Here is a 16,655-nt window from a genome sequence, read left to right as displayed (position 1 = left end):
ATTAGATTGCTACAGGGAGGGGACGCGGCGCGCCCCCTCCCTGTGTGTTTCAGAACCTGAAGGTTATGTCCAGCTGGAAGCGGTTGATGTCTTTTCTGCCCACTGCAGTGTCAACCACCGGTGTTGTGCTGCCGGATTTGCCGCTTACCACATTGCCCTCTATCATCGGGTCTATGGTCTCGGTTATATAACCCTTGGCCTTGATTTGCATCCAGTCGCGCGGCGCGTATGCCAGCCAGAACGTCGTCCCCTTGCGGTTTGTGCCGCCGTCGCCGAAATCCGCGGAATTGATGTCGGATATGGTGCAGTCCGCCTCGGCGTATTTATAGAACAGTCCGCCTTCCCAGGTGCCTTCCTTTGCCGCCTTGCCGGCTATGACGCCGTACTGGTAGCCGTCCCGCGCAAGCGGCGCGGACGGATTTACTCCCGTGTGCTGCGAGTTGGCTATCCCGCTGGCCAGCACGTTGCGCAGCAGCGTCGCCTGGAAGCTGACCGGCACGCCCATCACCGGTGCGTCCACCTGCGTGGACCACTGCGCCACGCCGAATTCATTCAGCAGCAGGCCGTTGGCGTCGCGCCGGTTGCCGTCCTGCGCCAGCCCGCCGGTAAGCGACGGGACGGGCTGCGTAACCGAGCCGCTGTCCTTAAGCGTCCCGTTAAGCCAGGGCATCACGCCCAGGTCCCTGCCGGTCCATCTGTTATAGGCCACCGCGCTTTTAATTTTCACATCGGAGACTTTGCCCTCCGCGCCAAGCTGTTCGGTTATGCACCACTGGTTGTCGCTGCTGGCCTCGCCGGTGAAGCTGTTTTTTGAAGGCTGGCCCGCATCCATCTGAAGCAGGTTGGCAAACAGCGCCAGCCCGCCCAGCTTGTACTGCCCGCCTTCCATGAAGCCTTCGGGGTTGAGGTCGTCGCTCCAGATAATATCGTCCGAATAAGGCCGCCAGAGCTCGTTTTTCATCTTGCCGCCCTGGACATAGAACGAGCCATTGTCATAAGACGGCGCCCAGCGCATCCAGGCCAGATCTATCCAGAGGGGCTTTTCGCCGCTGAGGCCGGTCATCGTCTGGTTTTCCGTAACCTGCTGCCCCGTGCCGGTGCCGAGCCTGAAGCCCGCGCTCATGGTGTCCTTGAACGCGGCCTCCAGCCCGTAGCGCAGGCGGAAGCGGCGCCTGTCGGTCTGCGGCGTTATCAGCGTAACGGTGTTTCCCATGATGTCGGTTGTAGTCCCGTTGCTGGTGGGGTTGCCGGAAGAATCGTAGCCGTTGCCGCGGCGGTAAAAATCCTCCTGCCTTATGCGGAGGTCCCCGGAAAACTTTACGGATTCCACGAACTCCGGCAGCCTGATTTTGTCAAGCTGGGCGTCTGCTGCGGCGGCCATGCCCGTCAACACAACGGACAGTGCCGCGATTTTTGCTGCTGTTTTTGAAGTTCTCATGTCTATATCCTAGAAAACTTGCCCCCGGCATTCTAATGGCGGCGGAATAAATTCGGGCTGACAGCCGTCTGACACCCCCGCCTCCCCCAAATCGGTCTGGGCCCTACGGCCCATGCGCGAATGCGGATTCGCGGCATATACTGTTATGGAAGCCGGGCAGCACGTCCTTATCTTTATCCGGTGCGGAGGGATGATGACACGAACGCGCGCGACAGCAGCAAAACCGGAACTTATCGCTTGTATAGCCGTGCTGGCGGCCATGCCGTGCGCGCCCGTGCGCGCCGCCGGAGGAGCGGGCAGGGAACTGCGCTCCCTCGCGCGCGCCGGAAACGAAGCCGCGCCCCCGCCCGCCCAGATGGCGGAAGCGCAGGATCCGGTCATAAACGCCTTCATCCCCAAATCCTCCAATCTTCAGTTGGACAAGATGCTGCTGTCCGCAGCCGGCAACGGCAATCTTGGCAAGGTCAGGGACCTGATAAGCAAAGGCGCAAACGCCGATTTCGCCGACGGGCGTGGCAGCACTCCGCTGCTGAAGGCGGCTGCGCTTGCCGTGCAACTGGGAATGACTGCGCAGGAAGTTTCGCCTCCCGGCGTAAAACGCGGGAATAACAGGGACCCCATCCGCTGCCTGATTGAAGAAAAATTGGCCGGGGAAACGGCAAAATCACCGTTGATGCGCGACGGCTCCGAGTCCCTCATGGACCAGATGAACAAAGTGCTGGCGGAGCGGTTGAAAGCGGACCGGGAAAAGGTGCTGTCCGTGATAAAAGAGCTCATCGCGCACGGCGCGGACGCCGCAAGAGCCAACGACGATGGCATTGCCCCGCTGCATTACTGCGCGGCGGCCTACGGAATGGAAGAGGCTGTCAGGCTGCTGATTGACAACGGCGCGGACACCGCCGCCCGGGACAATGACGGGGATGACCCTCTTATTTACGCCGCGATGGGCGGCAATGCCCGCAATGTGGAGTTGTTTATCGGTCTGGGCGCGAATATAAAACGCGCGGACAGGAAAGGCATCACCCCGCTGCTTGCCTCGCTTTCCGGCAAGGGCGGCGGGGCTGCCGCCACCGCGCTTTTGCTCAAGCGCGGCGCCAATATCAACGACCGGGACAAGGAAGGGCAGGGGGCCGCGCTGTTTGCCGCAGCCACCAACAAAACAGCAGAGCGTCTGGCGCTGGCGCTGGACAAAGGCGCCGACCCTAACGCCGCGTCCAAAAACGGCCTTACCCCCATGATGGCCGCGCTGCAGCGCGGCAAGGCGGATTTTGTCAAGCTGCTTCAGGCCAGGGGGGGCAAATCCAACTCTTCGCGGGACGGCAAAAAGACGCCGCTTATGTGCGCTGCCGCGGGCGGAAACATCAACCTTATAGAGTCCCTGCTGGCCGCCGGCGCGGACATCAACGAAGCCGACAAGGAAGGCAACACCGCGCTGCTGGAGGCGCTCAAGCGCGGCAGGCATGACGTCGCTGCCGCGCTGATACAAAAGGGTGCGGATGTGTCCGCCAGAACCACGACCGGAACTACCGCGCTTATGACCGCAGCCTCCAGGACGGAATCTGGAACGTTGCAACTGCTGCTGGATAAGGGCCAGGACGTCAATGCCGTCAGCGACAAGGGCGTCACCGCGCTGATGATGGCCGCGCAGGCCGGAAACGGAGCCGCGGCGCAGTTCCTGCTTTCCAAAGGCGCCAATCCGGCGGCAAAAGACGCAATGGGGAAGACCGCCATGGTGTACGCCATGGCCAACGACGCCTTTGATATCGCCGATATGATAAAAGACGCGCTTGACGGCGGAAAGAAGCCCGCTAAAACTTCCACGGAGGGACAACAATGAAACCGCTCTTAACCTTTGCGGCGGCAATGCTGCTGTCCGCGCCGTGGCTGCGCGCCTCCGGCTTTGAAATGCCCAAACGCGGCGATTTCCAGGCGCCGGAGCCGAAAATGAAGCAGAGCCGGACGCAGCCCGCGGAGAAGCTGCCTTCGCAGCCGGCGAAAAAATGGACCGTGATGGCGTTTCTTGACGCCAAGAACAATCTGGAAGACGCGATATTCAACAACATGCAGCAGATGGAGCTTGTCGGTTCTGACGACAGCATCAATATCGTCGCCGAAATCGGCAGAATGGCGGGCCAGGGCGGCGAGACCGACCAGGACCGCCAGTGGACGGGCACGCGGCGCTACTACATCAAGCGGGACTACTTTCCCCAGGCCGCCGACGAAAAAGGGCGCAGGAAGGAGCTTAAGCAGGCCATGTCGCGGATAAATTCCCCGTACGAGGACCTGGGCAAAACCGACATGGGCAGCTACGAGGAGGCGGTGCGTTTTATCGGCTGGGCCAAGAAAAAATTCCCGGCTGAAAGATACATGCTGGTCCTCTCCGACCACGGCGGCGGCTGGCGGGACCCGAAAAAAAAGCAGAAAATCTCCCAGTCGGCAATCTCCTGGGACGACGAGACCGGCAATTTCATAGGCACCGCCCAGATAGAGCAGCTTGTGCGCGAAGCCGGCGGCGTGGACGTGCTGGTATACGATGCCTGCCTGATGCAAATGGCTGAAATCGCCTACCAGATGAGGGGTTCCGGCGGGGCGAAAGTGGTGGTCGGCTCCGAGGAGCTGTTTCCCGGAGAGGGCATAGATTACGCCGGATTTCTGGGCCGGCTGGCCCGCAATCCCGGCGGCGGGCCGGAGGAAGCGGGTAAGCACGCCGTAACCGCAGCGGGCAGCTTTTACGGCGGCTTGGAGAAGGGTTATGTGACGCTGTCAGCCCTCAGGACCGAAGGCCTGGACGGCCTGGCGGAAAGGATGGAGAAATGGGCCTCCGCCGCAGCCAAGGCCGGGGATATCGCGGAGGCGGCCAGACACGCGCGCAACAACGTGCTGCGCTTCGGAGAATTCGGGCAGGGCGATCAGCAGCGAATCGCCCCCACCTACGGCGATCTCTACGACTTTGTCCGGCTGGCGGGCGGGAAAACCAAGGACCGCGCGCTGCGCGAGGCAAGCGCGGAGCTGATGCGCTATATTTCCGACGGCAAAAGCCTGGTGCTGGCAAACATGGCGCTCGGCTCTTCCGGCGCGGCGGATTATTCCAGCGCGCACGGGCTGGCGGTGAATATACCGCGCATATTCTCCAAGGTCAAACCGGAGGACTTTGAGGCGGATTACAACGGCAACGATTATGCCGATTTCGCCTTCGCCAAGGCGACGCCGAAATGGCAGACGTTCTGCCGGTGGATGTACGACAAGCTGCCTTCGGACAAAAAACGCGGATAGAATTGCAGACAGTGCGCGGCGCGCGGGCAAAGCAACCCGCGCGCCGCCGTTTTTGATAGAATTTCCACGGTATGCCGCTTACAAAACAGGGCGCGGCGAAGGTGTCCGTCGCCTCCAATATAGCGCTGGTCGCATTCAAGCTGGCCGCCTGGGCCGCGACAGGCTCGGTCTCCGTTCTGTCGGAGGCGGCGCATTCGGCTATGGACCTGCTGGCGGCGGGCATAGCGTGGTTTGCCGTTGTAACCGCCGCAAAGCCCGCGGACAGGGAGCACGGCTACGGCCACGCCAAGATAGAGAATTTTTCCGCGCTGCTGGAAGCGGCGCTTATATTTGCCGCCGCGCTCTGGATTATAGTGGAATCCGTCCACAAGCTGCAGGCGCCAAAGCCGTTGTCGCTGCCGGGGATGGGCGCGGCGGTGATGCTGGTTTCCGCCGCAGTCAACTGGGCGGTGTCCAGAATGCTTTTCAAGGTGGGAACCAGAGAACAGTCCCCCGCGCTGATAGCCGACGCCTGGCATCTGCGCACCGACGTGTACACCTCCGCCGGTGTCATGTTCGCGCTTGCGGCTTATGCCGTGGGCGAGAAGTTTTTCCATTCCCATGACCTGGCGTGGATGGACCCCGTGGCCGCAATCGCCGTCGCGCTGCTTATAACCAGGGCGGCATGGGATTTAACGGTTCAGGCGCTGGGCGACCTGCTGGACGCCAGCCTGCCGGAAGACGAAGTCGCAGAGATTGAGCGCATCGTCGCCGCAATGCGGCCCGGCATCGCAAGCCACAAAAATCTCAAAACCAGAAAATCGGGCAGGGTGCGCTATATAAGCCTTGACGCGCTGGTGGACGGGAATATGACGGTCGCGCAGGCTCACGCCATTGCGGACAGACTGGAGACGGAACTGGAAACCCGCTTTCCTCATGCCAGGGTAACGGTGCATATAGAGCCTGCCGGGGGTCATCAATGAAAGTTTCCGTGCTGGTGCCGGTGTACAATGAAATGCGGACCTTGCCGGCGCTGCTGGAGAGGCTCTCCGCCCTGCAGCTGGACTTTGAGGCGGTTATAACGGACGACGGTTCCACTGACGGCAGCGCGCAATGGCTGGTGGAGGTGTTCAGGGAAAAGCGCTATCCGTTCATTTCCGCCGTGCTGCTGCATTCCGAGAATATGGGCAAGGGGGCGGCGGTGCGCACCGCGCTGTCAAAGGCGCAGGGTGAAATCGTCGTCATACAGGACGCCGACCTGGAATACGACCCCGCCTATATCGCGCAGGTGGTAAAGCCGATAGAATCCGGCGCGGCGGATGTGGTCTACGGCTCCCGCCTGATGCAGAAAGGCTCCGACACCTACAGCCTGACATATCTGCTGGGCAATATCACGCTTACGGCTTTCATCAATTTCCTCAGCGGCGGCAATTTCACCGACGCCTACACCTGCCACAAGGCGTTCAAAATCTGGATAATCAGGAAAATGCGGCTGGAATCCGACGGGTTTGAAATAGAGGCCGAAATCTCCATGCGCGCCGCGTTTGGCGGCTACAGGTTTATGGAAGTTCCCATACTCTACAAAGCCCGCAGCCGCGCCGAGGGCAAGAAAATAACGGGCCGCGACGCGCTGAAGGGAGTGTTTACCGCCATTCATGTGTGGAGACAGCACAAAACCCACTCCGACATGCGCTGAGGCACCGCGCGACCGGAAAATCCTGCTGGCGCTGGCGCTGGCGGCGCTGGCGCTGCGCCTGCCCGGAATATTTGACGGCCTGCCTTTCGTCTATAACGGCGACGAGCCGCATTTCATAAACACCGCCGTCTATTTCGGCGGCGGGACGCTGAACCCGCCTTTTTTCAAATATCCTACGTTGTGGCCGTATTCGCTTTTCGCGTCATTCTGCGCGCTGTTTGCGGCGTGGTCTGGGTTCGGGCTGCTGCATTCGCCGGCGGATTTCGGGGTGAAGTTCGCGGCGGACCCATCCATGTTCTATATAACGGGGCGGCTGCTGGCCTGCCTGCTGTCCTGCGCGGCGATATGGCCGGTTTACGGGGCTGCGCTGCTGCTGCGCAACCGGCGGGCGGCGCTTGCCGCTGCGGCGATATTCACTTTTCTGCCGCAGGCCGCGGACTCCGCGCGCTACGCCACATGGGACAGCCCCATGCTTGCGCTTGGCGCGGCGGCCTGGTATTTCGCCGCGAAAATATACGCGTCGGGCAGGCGGCGGGATTATCTGCTTTGCGGGCTTATGCTGGGGCTGTGCTGCGCCACGCATTACACAGCCTGCTTTTTCTGCGCGCTGCTGCCGGCGGCGCATTTCGCGCGCAAAGACGGCGCATGGCGGGATTTGCTCTGGGGAACGGCCCTGATTCCCGCCGGTTTCCTGCTGGCCACGCCGTACGCGCTGCTGGATTTTGGGAAATTTTCTGCCGGAATAAGGGATGTCTTCGCCTATTCCGCGGCGCGTCGGGCGGAAGGTTTTTCCCGGCTTAGCTCTGCGGGAGAGGTCTTGTCCAATATAATATGGTTCGGCGGCAGGTCGCCCGCGGTTCTGCTGGCGGCTTTCGGCGCGGCGCTGCTGTCCTGGCGGCTGTCCGCCATGCTGCTTGCGCCGCTGGCGGTTTGCGCCGCCTTTATGAGCAATCAGCCGGACGGCGGGTTTGCGCGCTATATATTCGCCTCGCTGCCCGCGCTGTGCATTCTGGCCGCGGCGGGGATTGACGGCCTCTCCGTGCGGAAGCGGATTTTCGCGGCTTTTCTGGCGGCGGCGCTGCTGCCGGAGCTTGCCGCCTGCGCCGCCCTCGCGCGCGAAAGCCTGCTGCCGGACACCCGCGCGGTCTCGGGCCGGTGGATAGAGGAGCATATCCCTCCGGAAACCGCATTGCTGCTGGACCAGGCGCATGTCTCGCCATCGGTGAAAATGAGTTCCGCGCAGGCGGAACAGCTTTACCGGAAAACCGCCGCCGCCGGAAACGGCAGGGCGGGGTATTACCGCTATCTGGCGCAAGCCAATATCGGCAACGGCTACCGGATTTACCGGATGGACCGCTCCGCCTCCGGGCTGGCGACAATGCCCGCCCAGCTTGAACAGGCCCGGCAGGCCCAGGACCTTGTTGACATTTCCGGCGGCCTTGCCGCCGCAAAACGGGACAATATAGCCTACGCCGCAGTATCAAGCGAAGGCGTCAACCCGGCGCGGGAGCCTTATGCCGCCGCATTCCTGGCGGAACTGGGCGGAGGCTGCCCCGCAGCGGCGGAATTTGCCCCGCAGCCGGGCAGAATAAAGGGCCCCCGCATAACTGTTTACGACATCCGCCTCTGCCGGCAGCGGGCCCCGCTCCAGAAATGACGTGCAAAATGTCTCAAAATATGCGATACTATGTATGTCGGGCTGCCGGAGTTTGGCGGATCCGCTTCCCCGGTTCCCGTTTCGGCAGCCGGGCATCAAAAAAGTAAGGAGAGTTATGAAAAAACTTTTCGTGGGCGGTCTTCCGTACGAGTACGGAGACGAGGACCTGCGCGGGCTGTTCAAAGACTTCAACGTTGCAAGCGCCATCATAATAAAGGACAAGATGACGGGGCGCTCAAAAGGTTTCGGCTTCGTGGAACTTGACGATGCGGAAATGGAACCGGCGGTGGCCAAACTCAACGGCTCCAACGCGTCGGGCAGAAAACTGACTGTCAATGAGGCCCGCCCGATGGAGCGGCGCTCCGGTGGCGGCGGCGGTGGCGGCGGCTACGGCCGGGACAGAGACGACGGCGGACGGCGCTGGTAAATATCAAACGGTCCCGCGCGGGCGCATGCCCGCGCGGGACGTTTCTTTCATAATCTGCGGCGCGGGGATACTTCCATTGGAAGCAGTTCCGTCGTGCCGTTTTATTTTTTGAAACAGGGGTTATCATGCCTGGAGCCGCAGCCCGTGAAACCGCATCCAAACCTGCCCTGAAAGTTCCTGTCAAACGTCCGCGCGTTCTGCTGTCCACCGTCTGCCGCCCCATAGGGCCGGACTGCGGCGATGCGCACAGCGTCGGCTACGAGTTGCTGCACGGCCAGGTAACGCGCGCGCAGGGCGTTTTCAGCCCGCGTGCCACGCATCACGGCTACGGGCTGGATTTCATCGCGGACAATATCTCCGCGCCGGCTACGGTGCTGCATTACCCCTCCAAAGATGAATTCATAAAAGAGTTGCGCGAAGGGCATTATGATTATGTGGGGCTGTCGTTTATCCTGGCGACTTTTCACCACATGAAGGCGATGTCCGTGCTGGTGCGGGAGCATTCCCCGTCAAGCAAAATAATACTGGGCGGCTACGGCACCGTCATGCCGCAGGAAAAGCTGCTGCCATACGGTGATTACATCTGCAAGGAAGAGGGAGTGGGCTTCATGCGCCGGCTGCTGGGCGAGCCACCGCTGGAGGAGCCGTTCCGCCACCCCGCGCTGGTCAGCAAGCTGAGGGTTTTTTCAAAAGAGGTTTCGCACACCGGCATGATATTCGCCGGGCTGGGCTGCCCCAACGGCTGCGATTTCTGCTGCACCTCGCACTTTTTCAAAAGAAAACACATAAAGCTGCTTCAGGGCGGAAAGGATATTTATAACGTCATCCGCCGCTACCTGGAAATCAACAGGGACATGCAGTTCACCATTCTGGACGAGGATTTCCTGCTGGACAGGCCCCGCGCCATGGAGTTGCGCAGGCATGTCATGGAGGCGGGGATTCCGGTTTCCATATTCGCCTTTGCCAGCATAAAGGCGCTGAGCCTCTACACCATGGAGGAGTTGCTGGAAATGGGAGTGGACGGCTTCTGGATAGGCTACGAGGGCGAGCGTTCCGGCTACGGCAAGCAGCAGGGCAGGCCGCCGCAGGAGCTGTTCAACGAAATCCGCCAGTCCGGCGGGACCATACTTTCATCCATGATAGTGGGCTTCGAATATCAGGACGAGGACGTCATCCGCAAGGAGCTTGACGGGCTGATGGCGCTAAGGCCCGCGCTGTCGCAGTTTCTGATTTACAATTTCACACCGGGCACCCCGCTGGCCGAGCGTGTCAGCCGCGACGGCCTTGTCCACGACGATTTCGCCGGAAACAGCGAGGCGCAGTACAAATCCTCCACCGGCTTTATAAGCATGATAAAGCATCCCCGTCTCTCCCGCCAGCAGATAGAGGGGATGCAGGCCTGGTGCTACGAGCAGGATTACCAGCGGCTGGGGCCGTCCATATACCGCACGCTGGAGGCCTGGTTCAACGGCTACATGAAATACCGCGAAAGCGGCAGCGTCTTCCTGCGCGCCAAAGCGCAGCAATGGAAAAAAGAGGTGCGCAAGGCGTACCCTGTTTTCCTGGCGGGGAAGCTGTTTGCGCCCAACGCCGCGGTGCGCGGCTATGTGGCGGAGCTGGAGCGCAAAATCCATTCAGAACTCGGCAAGCCGACTCTGGCCGAGCGCGCCATGGAAAAATTTGCCCTCGCCGCCGCCGTATGGACCAAATTCACCCTTTCCGCGGGTGTTTTCCAGCATCCGGCGCTTGTCAAAAACACCTACCGCCAGCCGGTATGAGCTTCTGGTTCATTTTCGCCGCGGCGTGGATGATAATCTGCGCCGTGCTGTGCGGGCAATGGTCCGCCGTCATGCCGCCGCAGGACAGGAGCGGGACCATATTCCGCGGGCAGACCGGCTTCAAGCGCGGCTTCCGCAGCGCGAAAGAGATTCTCGCCGAAGCCGCGCGCGCTCCCGCCGCGCCGCCGGACGGCGCCTCCGGGCGGATAAGCGAAAAAGACGGCGTCATCAGCGCGCAATACAATTTCCGCAACTTCACCGGCGACGAGCTGGGCGTTTCTTTTTCCATACCCAGGGAAGAGCTTGCCCGCTATAAAAGCGACTACGGCTATACCGACGCCGAGCTGGACGACATAGACCGCCGCCGCCGCGCCGCCTACAAAAGCGCCTACAGCCAGGCCCTGGCAAAACACATGAGCCAGGCGCAGTACAACGCGCTGGTCAAAAATGTGGAGCGCGATTTTGCGGCGCAGCGGAAGAATTTTATCATCCGGCGCGGCTTTGTGTTCCGCAAGGCGGATGTGATTGAGGCGGACATCCCGCAAATAGCAAAGCGCAATTCCAAGGCGCTAAACGGGGTGGCGGTGTCGCTGAATTCTTCGGCGGCCAAACTGGGCTACGGCTCGGAAGAGCTTTTGTCCGCGGCGCTGGCTTTTGTGCAAACGGCCCTGAATTACGAGACTCCGCCGGACATTGACGGCGAAAACCGCCATACCGGAGGCGTCTGGCCGCCGCTTGAGGCCCTGGCCGTCGGCAAGGGCGATTGCGACACCAAAACCGCGCTTCTGGCGGCCATACTGTCAAACTGGGACGGCATGAAGCTGCTGGGCGTGAGCGTGCCGGAGCATTACCTGATGGGCGCGGCGCTGCCGCCGGGAAAGGGCGATCTGTTCGTGGAATACGGCGGCGGACGGTATGTGCTCATGGAGCCGGCGGGGCCGGCCTGGGCGCCGCCCGGCGTGGCCGGAGAGCGCGCCTCCGCCCTGCTGCAGGCCGGCGGAGACTACCGGTTGGAACCGCTTAATTGAGGAGAGGACGATATGTTCATAATGAAACTCGCAGTGAGTCTGTTTGAGCTGCTGCTGATGGCGGCGGCAAGCGGGCTGGTTATCTACATAACATACCGCGTATTCGTGCGCGCAAACCCGGACTTTGACATGGAAGAGGAGATAAAACGCGGCAATACCGCAGTGGGGATACTTATGGCGGCCATACTGGTTTCGGCCTCCATGATGCTGGAGCGGGGGCTTTCCTCGGTGGTGAGCCTGTTCAGGCTTCAGCTTTACTCCCAGCCGGAAACTGCTTTTCCCGTCTGGAAATCCGGGCTGCTGATGCTGGGGCATATGGCGCTGGCGCTGGCCATAGCGGTATTTACGATTTCGTTCACGCTGCGGCTTTTCGGGCGGGTATCGCGCTGGCACAGGCCCGATTTCAGGCCGGGGGCCGAGCTTCAGCGCGGCAATGTCGCCGTCGGCATTCTGCTGGCGGCAGTGGTGCTGGTGGCGGGGCTGTATGTGGCCGAGGGGGTCAGCGCGCTGACCAAGGCGCTAATTCCCCAGCCGCCCGTCGGACAAATCCATATCATGCGCTGATTTGCCGCGCGCCGGCCATTCCACTATGATGATGCCGGAAAATATAAGCGCGCCGCCCGCGATTTTGACGGCGGAAGACTGCTCGCCGCCCACGGTCCACGCAAACAGCGCGGCAAACACCGGCTCCAGCGAGAATATAAGCGAGCTTCTGTCCGCCGGAACCGTCTTCTGCGCCCAGAACTGCACGTAAAAAGCCGACAACGTCGGAAACAGCGCCAGAAATATCAGCCAGCCCCAGCCTTTGGGCGAGGCAATCGCCATGCTCTCGCCGCAAAGCAGCGAGAATGCCAGGCAGGCCAGCCCGGTCATCCAGAACTGATGGAAAATAAGCGCGGGCATATCCGGGTTTTCGCGCATGTATTCTCCGGTTAAGATGACATGCGCGGCATAGCAGACCGCGGCCAGGATTGTTACCGCGTCGCCCCTGTTGAAGCCGGAAATCCCGCCGGTAAGCAGCCACAGCCCCGCCACCGCCAGCAGCGAGGCGGCCCACTGCCTGCGCTCTATCCTGCGCCCGAAAAACAGGAACAGGATAAGCGGCGTGAAAAATACAAACATCCCCGTTACAAACCCGGAGGTGGCCGCGGCGGTGTATTTGAGCCCCCATGTCTGGCTGACGTACAAAAGCGCCAGATAAAAAGACAGAATGGCGCTTTCCCTGATATGGCGGCGCAGCCCGCCGCCGCGCAGCGCAAACGGAAACATCAGCGCGGCGCAAATCAGAAAGCGGTAGGCCACCAGCGCGGCGGGGCTTATTGACGACAGGGCGTCCTTCACCGCAAAAAAGGTGGAGCCCCATATCGCCGCGCAGTAAACCAGCCCGGCGTATCTTAGAAAAATCATAACGAGTAATTCTCCGGTGAAACGGCGCGGGCGGGTTTGCCAAACCCGCCCGCGCGGCAAAACGGCAGTCTATTTTTCCGGCGCGAACAGTTTCCTGAAGCTGGCCGCTTCCAGGGGATGCGCCTCCTCGTCTCCGGGCGCGCGGAGAATTACCTTCACATCCCCCTCATGCTGCGCCAGCACGGCATACTGCGCCTCCGCCTGGCTAAGCCCCAGCACAAGCTGCTCGCCTTTCCTGTCAACGCACAGCACCGGCACATTCTGAAGCATGGAGAGCGTTACGGTCCCGCGCGCATCGTCCGGTTTGAGAGTCACAAGCGCATCCACCATGTCGCCCGCCGCGAAAAGCCGCAATTGCTTCTCCGGCAGGGAAAGCGGCACGGCGCGCAAGCCGGGTTTCAACGCGGAATATAAAAGGCCGGGCGCGTGTCTGCATATGCCGGCGGAAATATCCTTTGCCAGGACAGCTTTCTTTTTCGCCGCCTGCGGTTTTCCTGCGCCGGGGCGGCTGGCCGGAATTTTGCCCAGATGCTGCAGCCCGGCGGAAGCGTCGGCGTTGTTCAAATCCAGCTGCATGGCAAGCATCCACTCGTTGCGGGCCTTTTCGTATTCGGCATTCTGGTAATACTTCAAGCCCGCCTGGAAATGCTCCATGGCGGCTTTTTTGTTCTCGTCCGGCTGCGCGCCCTGAGCTGTTTGGGCGGCGGGTTGCTGCGCAGTATCATTGGCCGGCGCGGAAACGGCGGCAAACACAATCACGGCAAGCGGAATCAGCAATTTGTTCATGGCGTCTCCTTTGGCAATTTGTCTTTTTCCGGCAACCTGTCGCACGGCTGCGACACAATCAAGTATACCGCGCAAGCGCGATTTGTCAAGTAAATCCCGGCTTTCACCCCGCGCCATCATAAATTTTATTTGGGAGCAATCTGTTTCTGTCCGGCAGGGCGGACAGCGCCCTGATGTAAAACAAATCCCGCCGGGAAAGCGGCAGTTTCAGCAGCAGCCCGCGCAGCCTTGCCAGCCGCATGGCGGGCGTTTTGCCGTCTTTAATTCCGCTTTCGCGCAATGCGTCACCCAGCGCGCGGGCGGCGGCTTCTATCTCGCCGGATTCCGGCAGGGCGGAGTCCGCCTTTTTCAGCGGCGCGGCGGAAAAATCCGCCAGCTTTGAAAGCTCGTAGCAGCATACCGCCGCCGCCTGCGCCAGATTCATGGACGGCGCGCGCGCCGAAGTTGGAACAGCCAGCAGCGCATGGCACAATTCCAGGTGGGCGTTTGAAAGCCCCGTTTTTTCAGGGCCGAAAACCAGGGTCAGATTGAAAGAGTTTTTTCCCGCGCGCTTTTTCAGGAATTTACCGATGTCCGGCAGCGGCACCGCTTCCCTGTCCGGCGCGCGGTTTTTGCCGCACGTGGTTCCCAGCACGAGATGGCAGTCCGCCACGGCCTCCGCCAGATTCGGGAAAACCCCGGCGTTAAGCACAACATCCTCCGCCCCCGGCGCGGCCCGCGTCTCCCGCCAGACCGGCGGATACGGGTCAACAACGGCAAGGCGGTCAAAGCCGAAATTGGCCATCGCGCGCGCCACCGCGCCGATATTATTCGGATTCCGCGGACGCACCAGCGTTATCTTAAGAGAAAACATTTCTGGGTTTTACCGGACAAACCCGCGCCGTCCGCGGCAAAGCCGGAGGCGCGGTCCGCAAATTGCGGCTACGGCCTGCGCGGGCGGTAGGGCTTGGGGGCCGGAGCGGGGGAGGCAAGCCCTTTCTTCGGCTCGTAATAATCCAGGCCGGAATGGTCTATGACTTCCTCGCCCGCCAGAATGCGCAGCGTGTTTTTGAATTTCATGTGCTGGATGAACAGGTCATGCTCCGGCTTGAGGTCAGGGCGGCACATCGGCGATTTGTAGAAGAAAGACAGCCATTCCTGCAAACCTTTCAGCCCCGCGCGCTTGGCCAGGTCCGAGAATAAAATCAAATCCAGCGCGACAGGCGCGGCCAGTATGGAATCCCGGCACAGGAAATTGATTTTAATCTGCATCGGCAGGCCCATCCAGCCGAAAATGTCTATATTGTCCCAGCCTTCCTTGGCGTCGCCGCGCGGCGGGTAATAGTCTATGCGGACCTTGTGGCAGTAATCGCCGTAGAGTTCGGGATACAGTTCCGGCTCCAGAATGGTGTCCAGCACGGACATCTTGCTCTTTTCCTTGGTGCGGAAGGAATCCGGGTTGTTGAGGACTTCGCCGTCGCGGTTGCCCAGTATGTTGGTGGAATACCAGCCCGCCAGCCCCAGCATCCGGGCCTTGAGGCCGGGAGAGATTATGGTCTTCATCAGCGTCTGGCCCGTCTTGAAATCCTTGCCGGAGATGGGCGCGCCTGTCTTGTCGGCCAGCTCCCAGAGCGCGGGCATGTCAACGCACAGGTTGGGCGCGCCGTTGGCAAACGGTATTCCCAGCCGCAGCGCGGCGTAGGCGTATATCATCGCCGGGGAAATATCGCGGGAATTGGTTTTGAGCCCTTTCTCAAAATTGGCCAGGCTCGAGTGTGTTTTGGTAAGTTCCAGGTAAATTTCCGTGGAGCCTATCCATATCATCACATTGCGCGAGAGTTTGTTGGCCTTGTTGAAATTCTCTATGTCGCGTATCAGCAGCTCCGCCAGGTCCATTTTTGTCTTGGCTTTTTTGGCCTGCCGCGCCCTGAGGTTTTTAACATAATACTGGTCAAACACCGCCGGCATGGGGGAGATGGCCGACAGTTCGTCTTTCACCGCGTCCAGCTGCTCGGGGTAGAGGACGCCGGCTTTGCGCGCCGTCTCGTGCATATTGTCCGGGAAAATGTCCCAGCCGCCGAACACCAGATTCTCAACGGGATAAAGCGGCACGAAATCCTTTATAAGCGGGTTGCGGTTTTCGTAACGTTTGCCGAGGCGGATTCTCTGCATCTGCGAGACGGAGCCGTAAGGCCGTCCTATCCCTTTTTTAAGCATTTCCGCGCCCGCTATCAGCGTGCTGGTAACCGCGCCCATGCCGGGAATCAGCACGCCAAGCCTGCCGGCGGCGGGAAGTATGTTCTGTTTTTTCGGTGTCATATGTTCTCCTGAAAAACGGCGGCTCAAATCAGCCGCATATAAAATAGAAAATAAACCCCCCGCTTGTCATTGTTTGCGAATGGCGTTTCTGTTTGACAGCACTGACGCCGCCACGGACACCGCCAGCAGCGACGCTACCACAAGCAGCGATGCCGCCACCGGAATCTCAAAGAACCCGGAGGCCAGCATCTTGACGCCCACAAACAGCAGCACCGCCGCTATGCCGTATTTCAGGAAGCAGAACATGCCTATCATTCCCGCCAGCAGAAAATACAGCGAGCGCAGCCCCATCACCGCGAATATGTTGGAGCTGTAGACTATGAAAGTGTCGCGCGAGACCGCCAGCGCCGCCGGTATGGAATCCACCGCGAACATCAGGTCGGAGGCCTCTATGACGACCAGTGCGGCAAAAAGCGTGGTGGCTTTCCAGACCCCGCCCTCGCGCACAAAAAAAGCCTCGCCGTCGCCGCCGGTAAAAGGCAGGAATTTTTTCAGGAAAACCAGCGCGGGGTTATGCTCCGGGGCGCCCTCGCCGCATTCGCCGCGCATCATTTTTACCGCCAGATACAGCAGCAGCGCGCCGAACACGTATATCATCCACTCAAAAGAGTTGAGCAGCTTCACGCCGGCGGCTATCATCGCAAAACGCATGACCACCGCGCTGGCTATGCCCCAGGTCAGCGCGCGCTTCTGTCCCTGCGGCGACGTGCGGAAGTAGGCGAATATCACGGTGAACACGAACAGATTGTCTATGGAAAGGGAATACTCTATGATGTAAGCCGTCAGGAAGGCCGCCGCTTTCGCCGTGCCGCAAAAAAACCACACCCCGGCGCAGAACGCCAGCGCGGACAGCACCCAAAGCGCGGTATTCCGGACGGCCCGTCGCAT

The 16,655-nt window shown here is 60.7% G+C and carries 15 protein-coding genes; 9 read left to right on the top strand and 6 right to left on the bottom strand.

What is annotated here, in order from left to right; translation table 11 throughout:
• Positions 1–49: 49 nt before the first annotated feature.
• Complete coding sequence (locus WC421_01245; protein MFA5160847.1) at positions 50–1,438, bottom strand: putative porin; 1,389 nt, start codon at positions 1,436–1,438, stop codon at positions 50–52.
• A gap of 193 nt (positions 1,439–1,631) precedes the next feature.
• On the opposite strand from WC421_01245, the gene WC421_01240 reads away from it, so the two are divergent.
• The 9 genes from WC421_01240 to WC421_01200 all read left to right on the top strand — a co-directional run bounded on the left by WC421_01240 (position 1,632) and on the right by WC421_01200 (position 11,840).
• Positions 1,632–3,275 carry an ankyrin repeat domain-containing protein gene (locus WC421_01240; GenBank protein MFA5160846.1) on the top strand — a complete coding sequence of 548 codons (1,644 nt, stop codon included), beginning with the start codon at positions 1,632–1,634 and terminating at the stop codon, positions 3,273–3,275.
• The gene (locus tag WC421_01235) at positions 3,272–4,711 is read left to right on the top strand and encodes a clostripain-related cysteine peptidase (GenBank protein MFA5160845.1); all 1,440 of its coding nucleotides are present in this window, start codon (positions 3,272–3,274) and stop codon (positions 4,709–4,711) included. Before WC421_01240 ends, WC421_01235 begins: the two co-directional genes overlap by 4 nt.
• A 71-nt stretch (positions 4,712–4,782) precedes the next feature.
• Positions 4,783–5,673, top strand: coding sequence for a cation diffusion facilitator family transporter (locus WC421_01230; protein MFA5160844.1), 891 nt, complete (start codon positions 4,783–4,785; stop codon positions 5,671–5,673).
• Entirely contained in the window at positions 5,670–6,386 is a 717-nt protein-coding gene (locus WC421_01225; GenBank protein ID MFA5160843.1) for a glycosyltransferase family 2 protein, read from the top strand. The genes WC421_01230 and WC421_01225 overlap by 4 nt, the downstream gene beginning before the upstream one ends.
• Positions 6,346–8,043 (top strand): glycosyltransferase family 39 protein, encoded by a 1,698-nt coding sequence (locus WC421_01220; protein MFA5160842.1) that lies wholly within the window; start codon positions 6,346–6,348, stop codon positions 8,041–8,043. Before WC421_01225 ends, WC421_01220 begins: the two co-directional genes overlap by 41 nt.
• Before the next feature lie 115 nt (positions 8,044–8,158).
• Positions 8,159–8,470, top strand: a complete 312-nt coding sequence (locus WC421_01215) for an RNA-binding protein (protein MFA5160841.1) — start codon at positions 8,159–8,161, stop codon at positions 8,468–8,470.
• 125 nt (positions 8,471–8,595) lie between these two features.
• Positions 8,596–10,248: a hypothetical protein gene (locus WC421_01210; GenBank protein ID MFA5160840.1), complete on the top strand. Its 1,653-nt coding sequence runs from the start codon at positions 8,596–8,598 to the stop codon at positions 10,246–10,248.
• Entirely contained in the window at positions 10,245–11,276 is a 1,032-nt protein-coding gene (locus WC421_01205) for a hypothetical protein (GenBank protein ID MFA5160839.1), read from the top strand. Before WC421_01210 ends, WC421_01205 begins: the two co-directional genes overlap by 4 nt.
• A gap of 12 nt (positions 11,277–11,288) precedes the next feature.
• A complete protein-coding gene (locus WC421_01200) occupies positions 11,289–11,840 on the top strand; it encodes a DUF350 domain-containing protein (GenBank protein ID MFA5160838.1) in 552 nt (183 codons plus the stop codon).
• On the opposite strand, the gene WC421_01195 is transcribed toward WC421_01200, so the two are convergent.
• The 5 genes from WC421_01195 to WC421_01175 form a co-directional block, all read right to left on the bottom strand.
• Positions 11,796–12,683 (bottom strand): EamA family transporter, encoded by an 888-nt coding sequence (locus WC421_01195; protein MFA5160837.1) that lies wholly within the window; start codon positions 12,681–12,683, stop codon positions 11,796–11,798. The two genes, WC421_01200 and WC421_01195, sit on opposite strands and share 45 nt — an antisense overlap.
• Positions 12,684–12,752: 69 nt before the next feature.
• On the bottom strand, positions 12,753–13,469 hold the full coding sequence (locus WC421_01190; protein MFA5160836.1) for a hypothetical protein: 717 nt from the start codon (positions 13,467–13,469) through the stop codon (positions 12,753–12,755).
• A gap of 103 nt (positions 13,470–13,572) precedes the next feature.
• The gene (locus WC421_01185; protein ID MFA5160835.1) at positions 13,573–14,322 is read right to left on the bottom strand and encodes an RNA methyltransferase; all 750 of its coding nucleotides are present in this window, start codon (positions 14,320–14,322) and stop codon (positions 13,573–13,575) included.
• A gap of 68 nt (positions 14,323–14,390) precedes the next feature.
• Complete coding sequence (locus WC421_01180; protein ID MFA5160834.1) at positions 14,391–15,767, bottom strand: inositol-3-phosphate synthase; 1,377 nt, start codon at positions 15,765–15,767, stop codon at positions 14,391–14,393.
• Between the two features lie 66 nt (positions 15,768–15,833).
• On the bottom strand, positions 15,834–16,655 hold the full coding sequence (locus WC421_01175) for a TerC/Alx family metal homeostasis membrane protein (GenBank protein MFA5160833.1): 822 nt from the start codon (positions 16,653–16,655) through the stop codon (positions 15,834–15,836).

This window comes from Elusimicrobiales bacterium (assembly GCA_041651175.1).
GTDB lineage: Bacteria > Elusimicrobiota > Elusimicrobia > Elusimicrobiales > Elusimicrobiaceae > JAQTYB01.
This window is presented reverse-complemented; position numbering and strand designations above follow the sequence as displayed.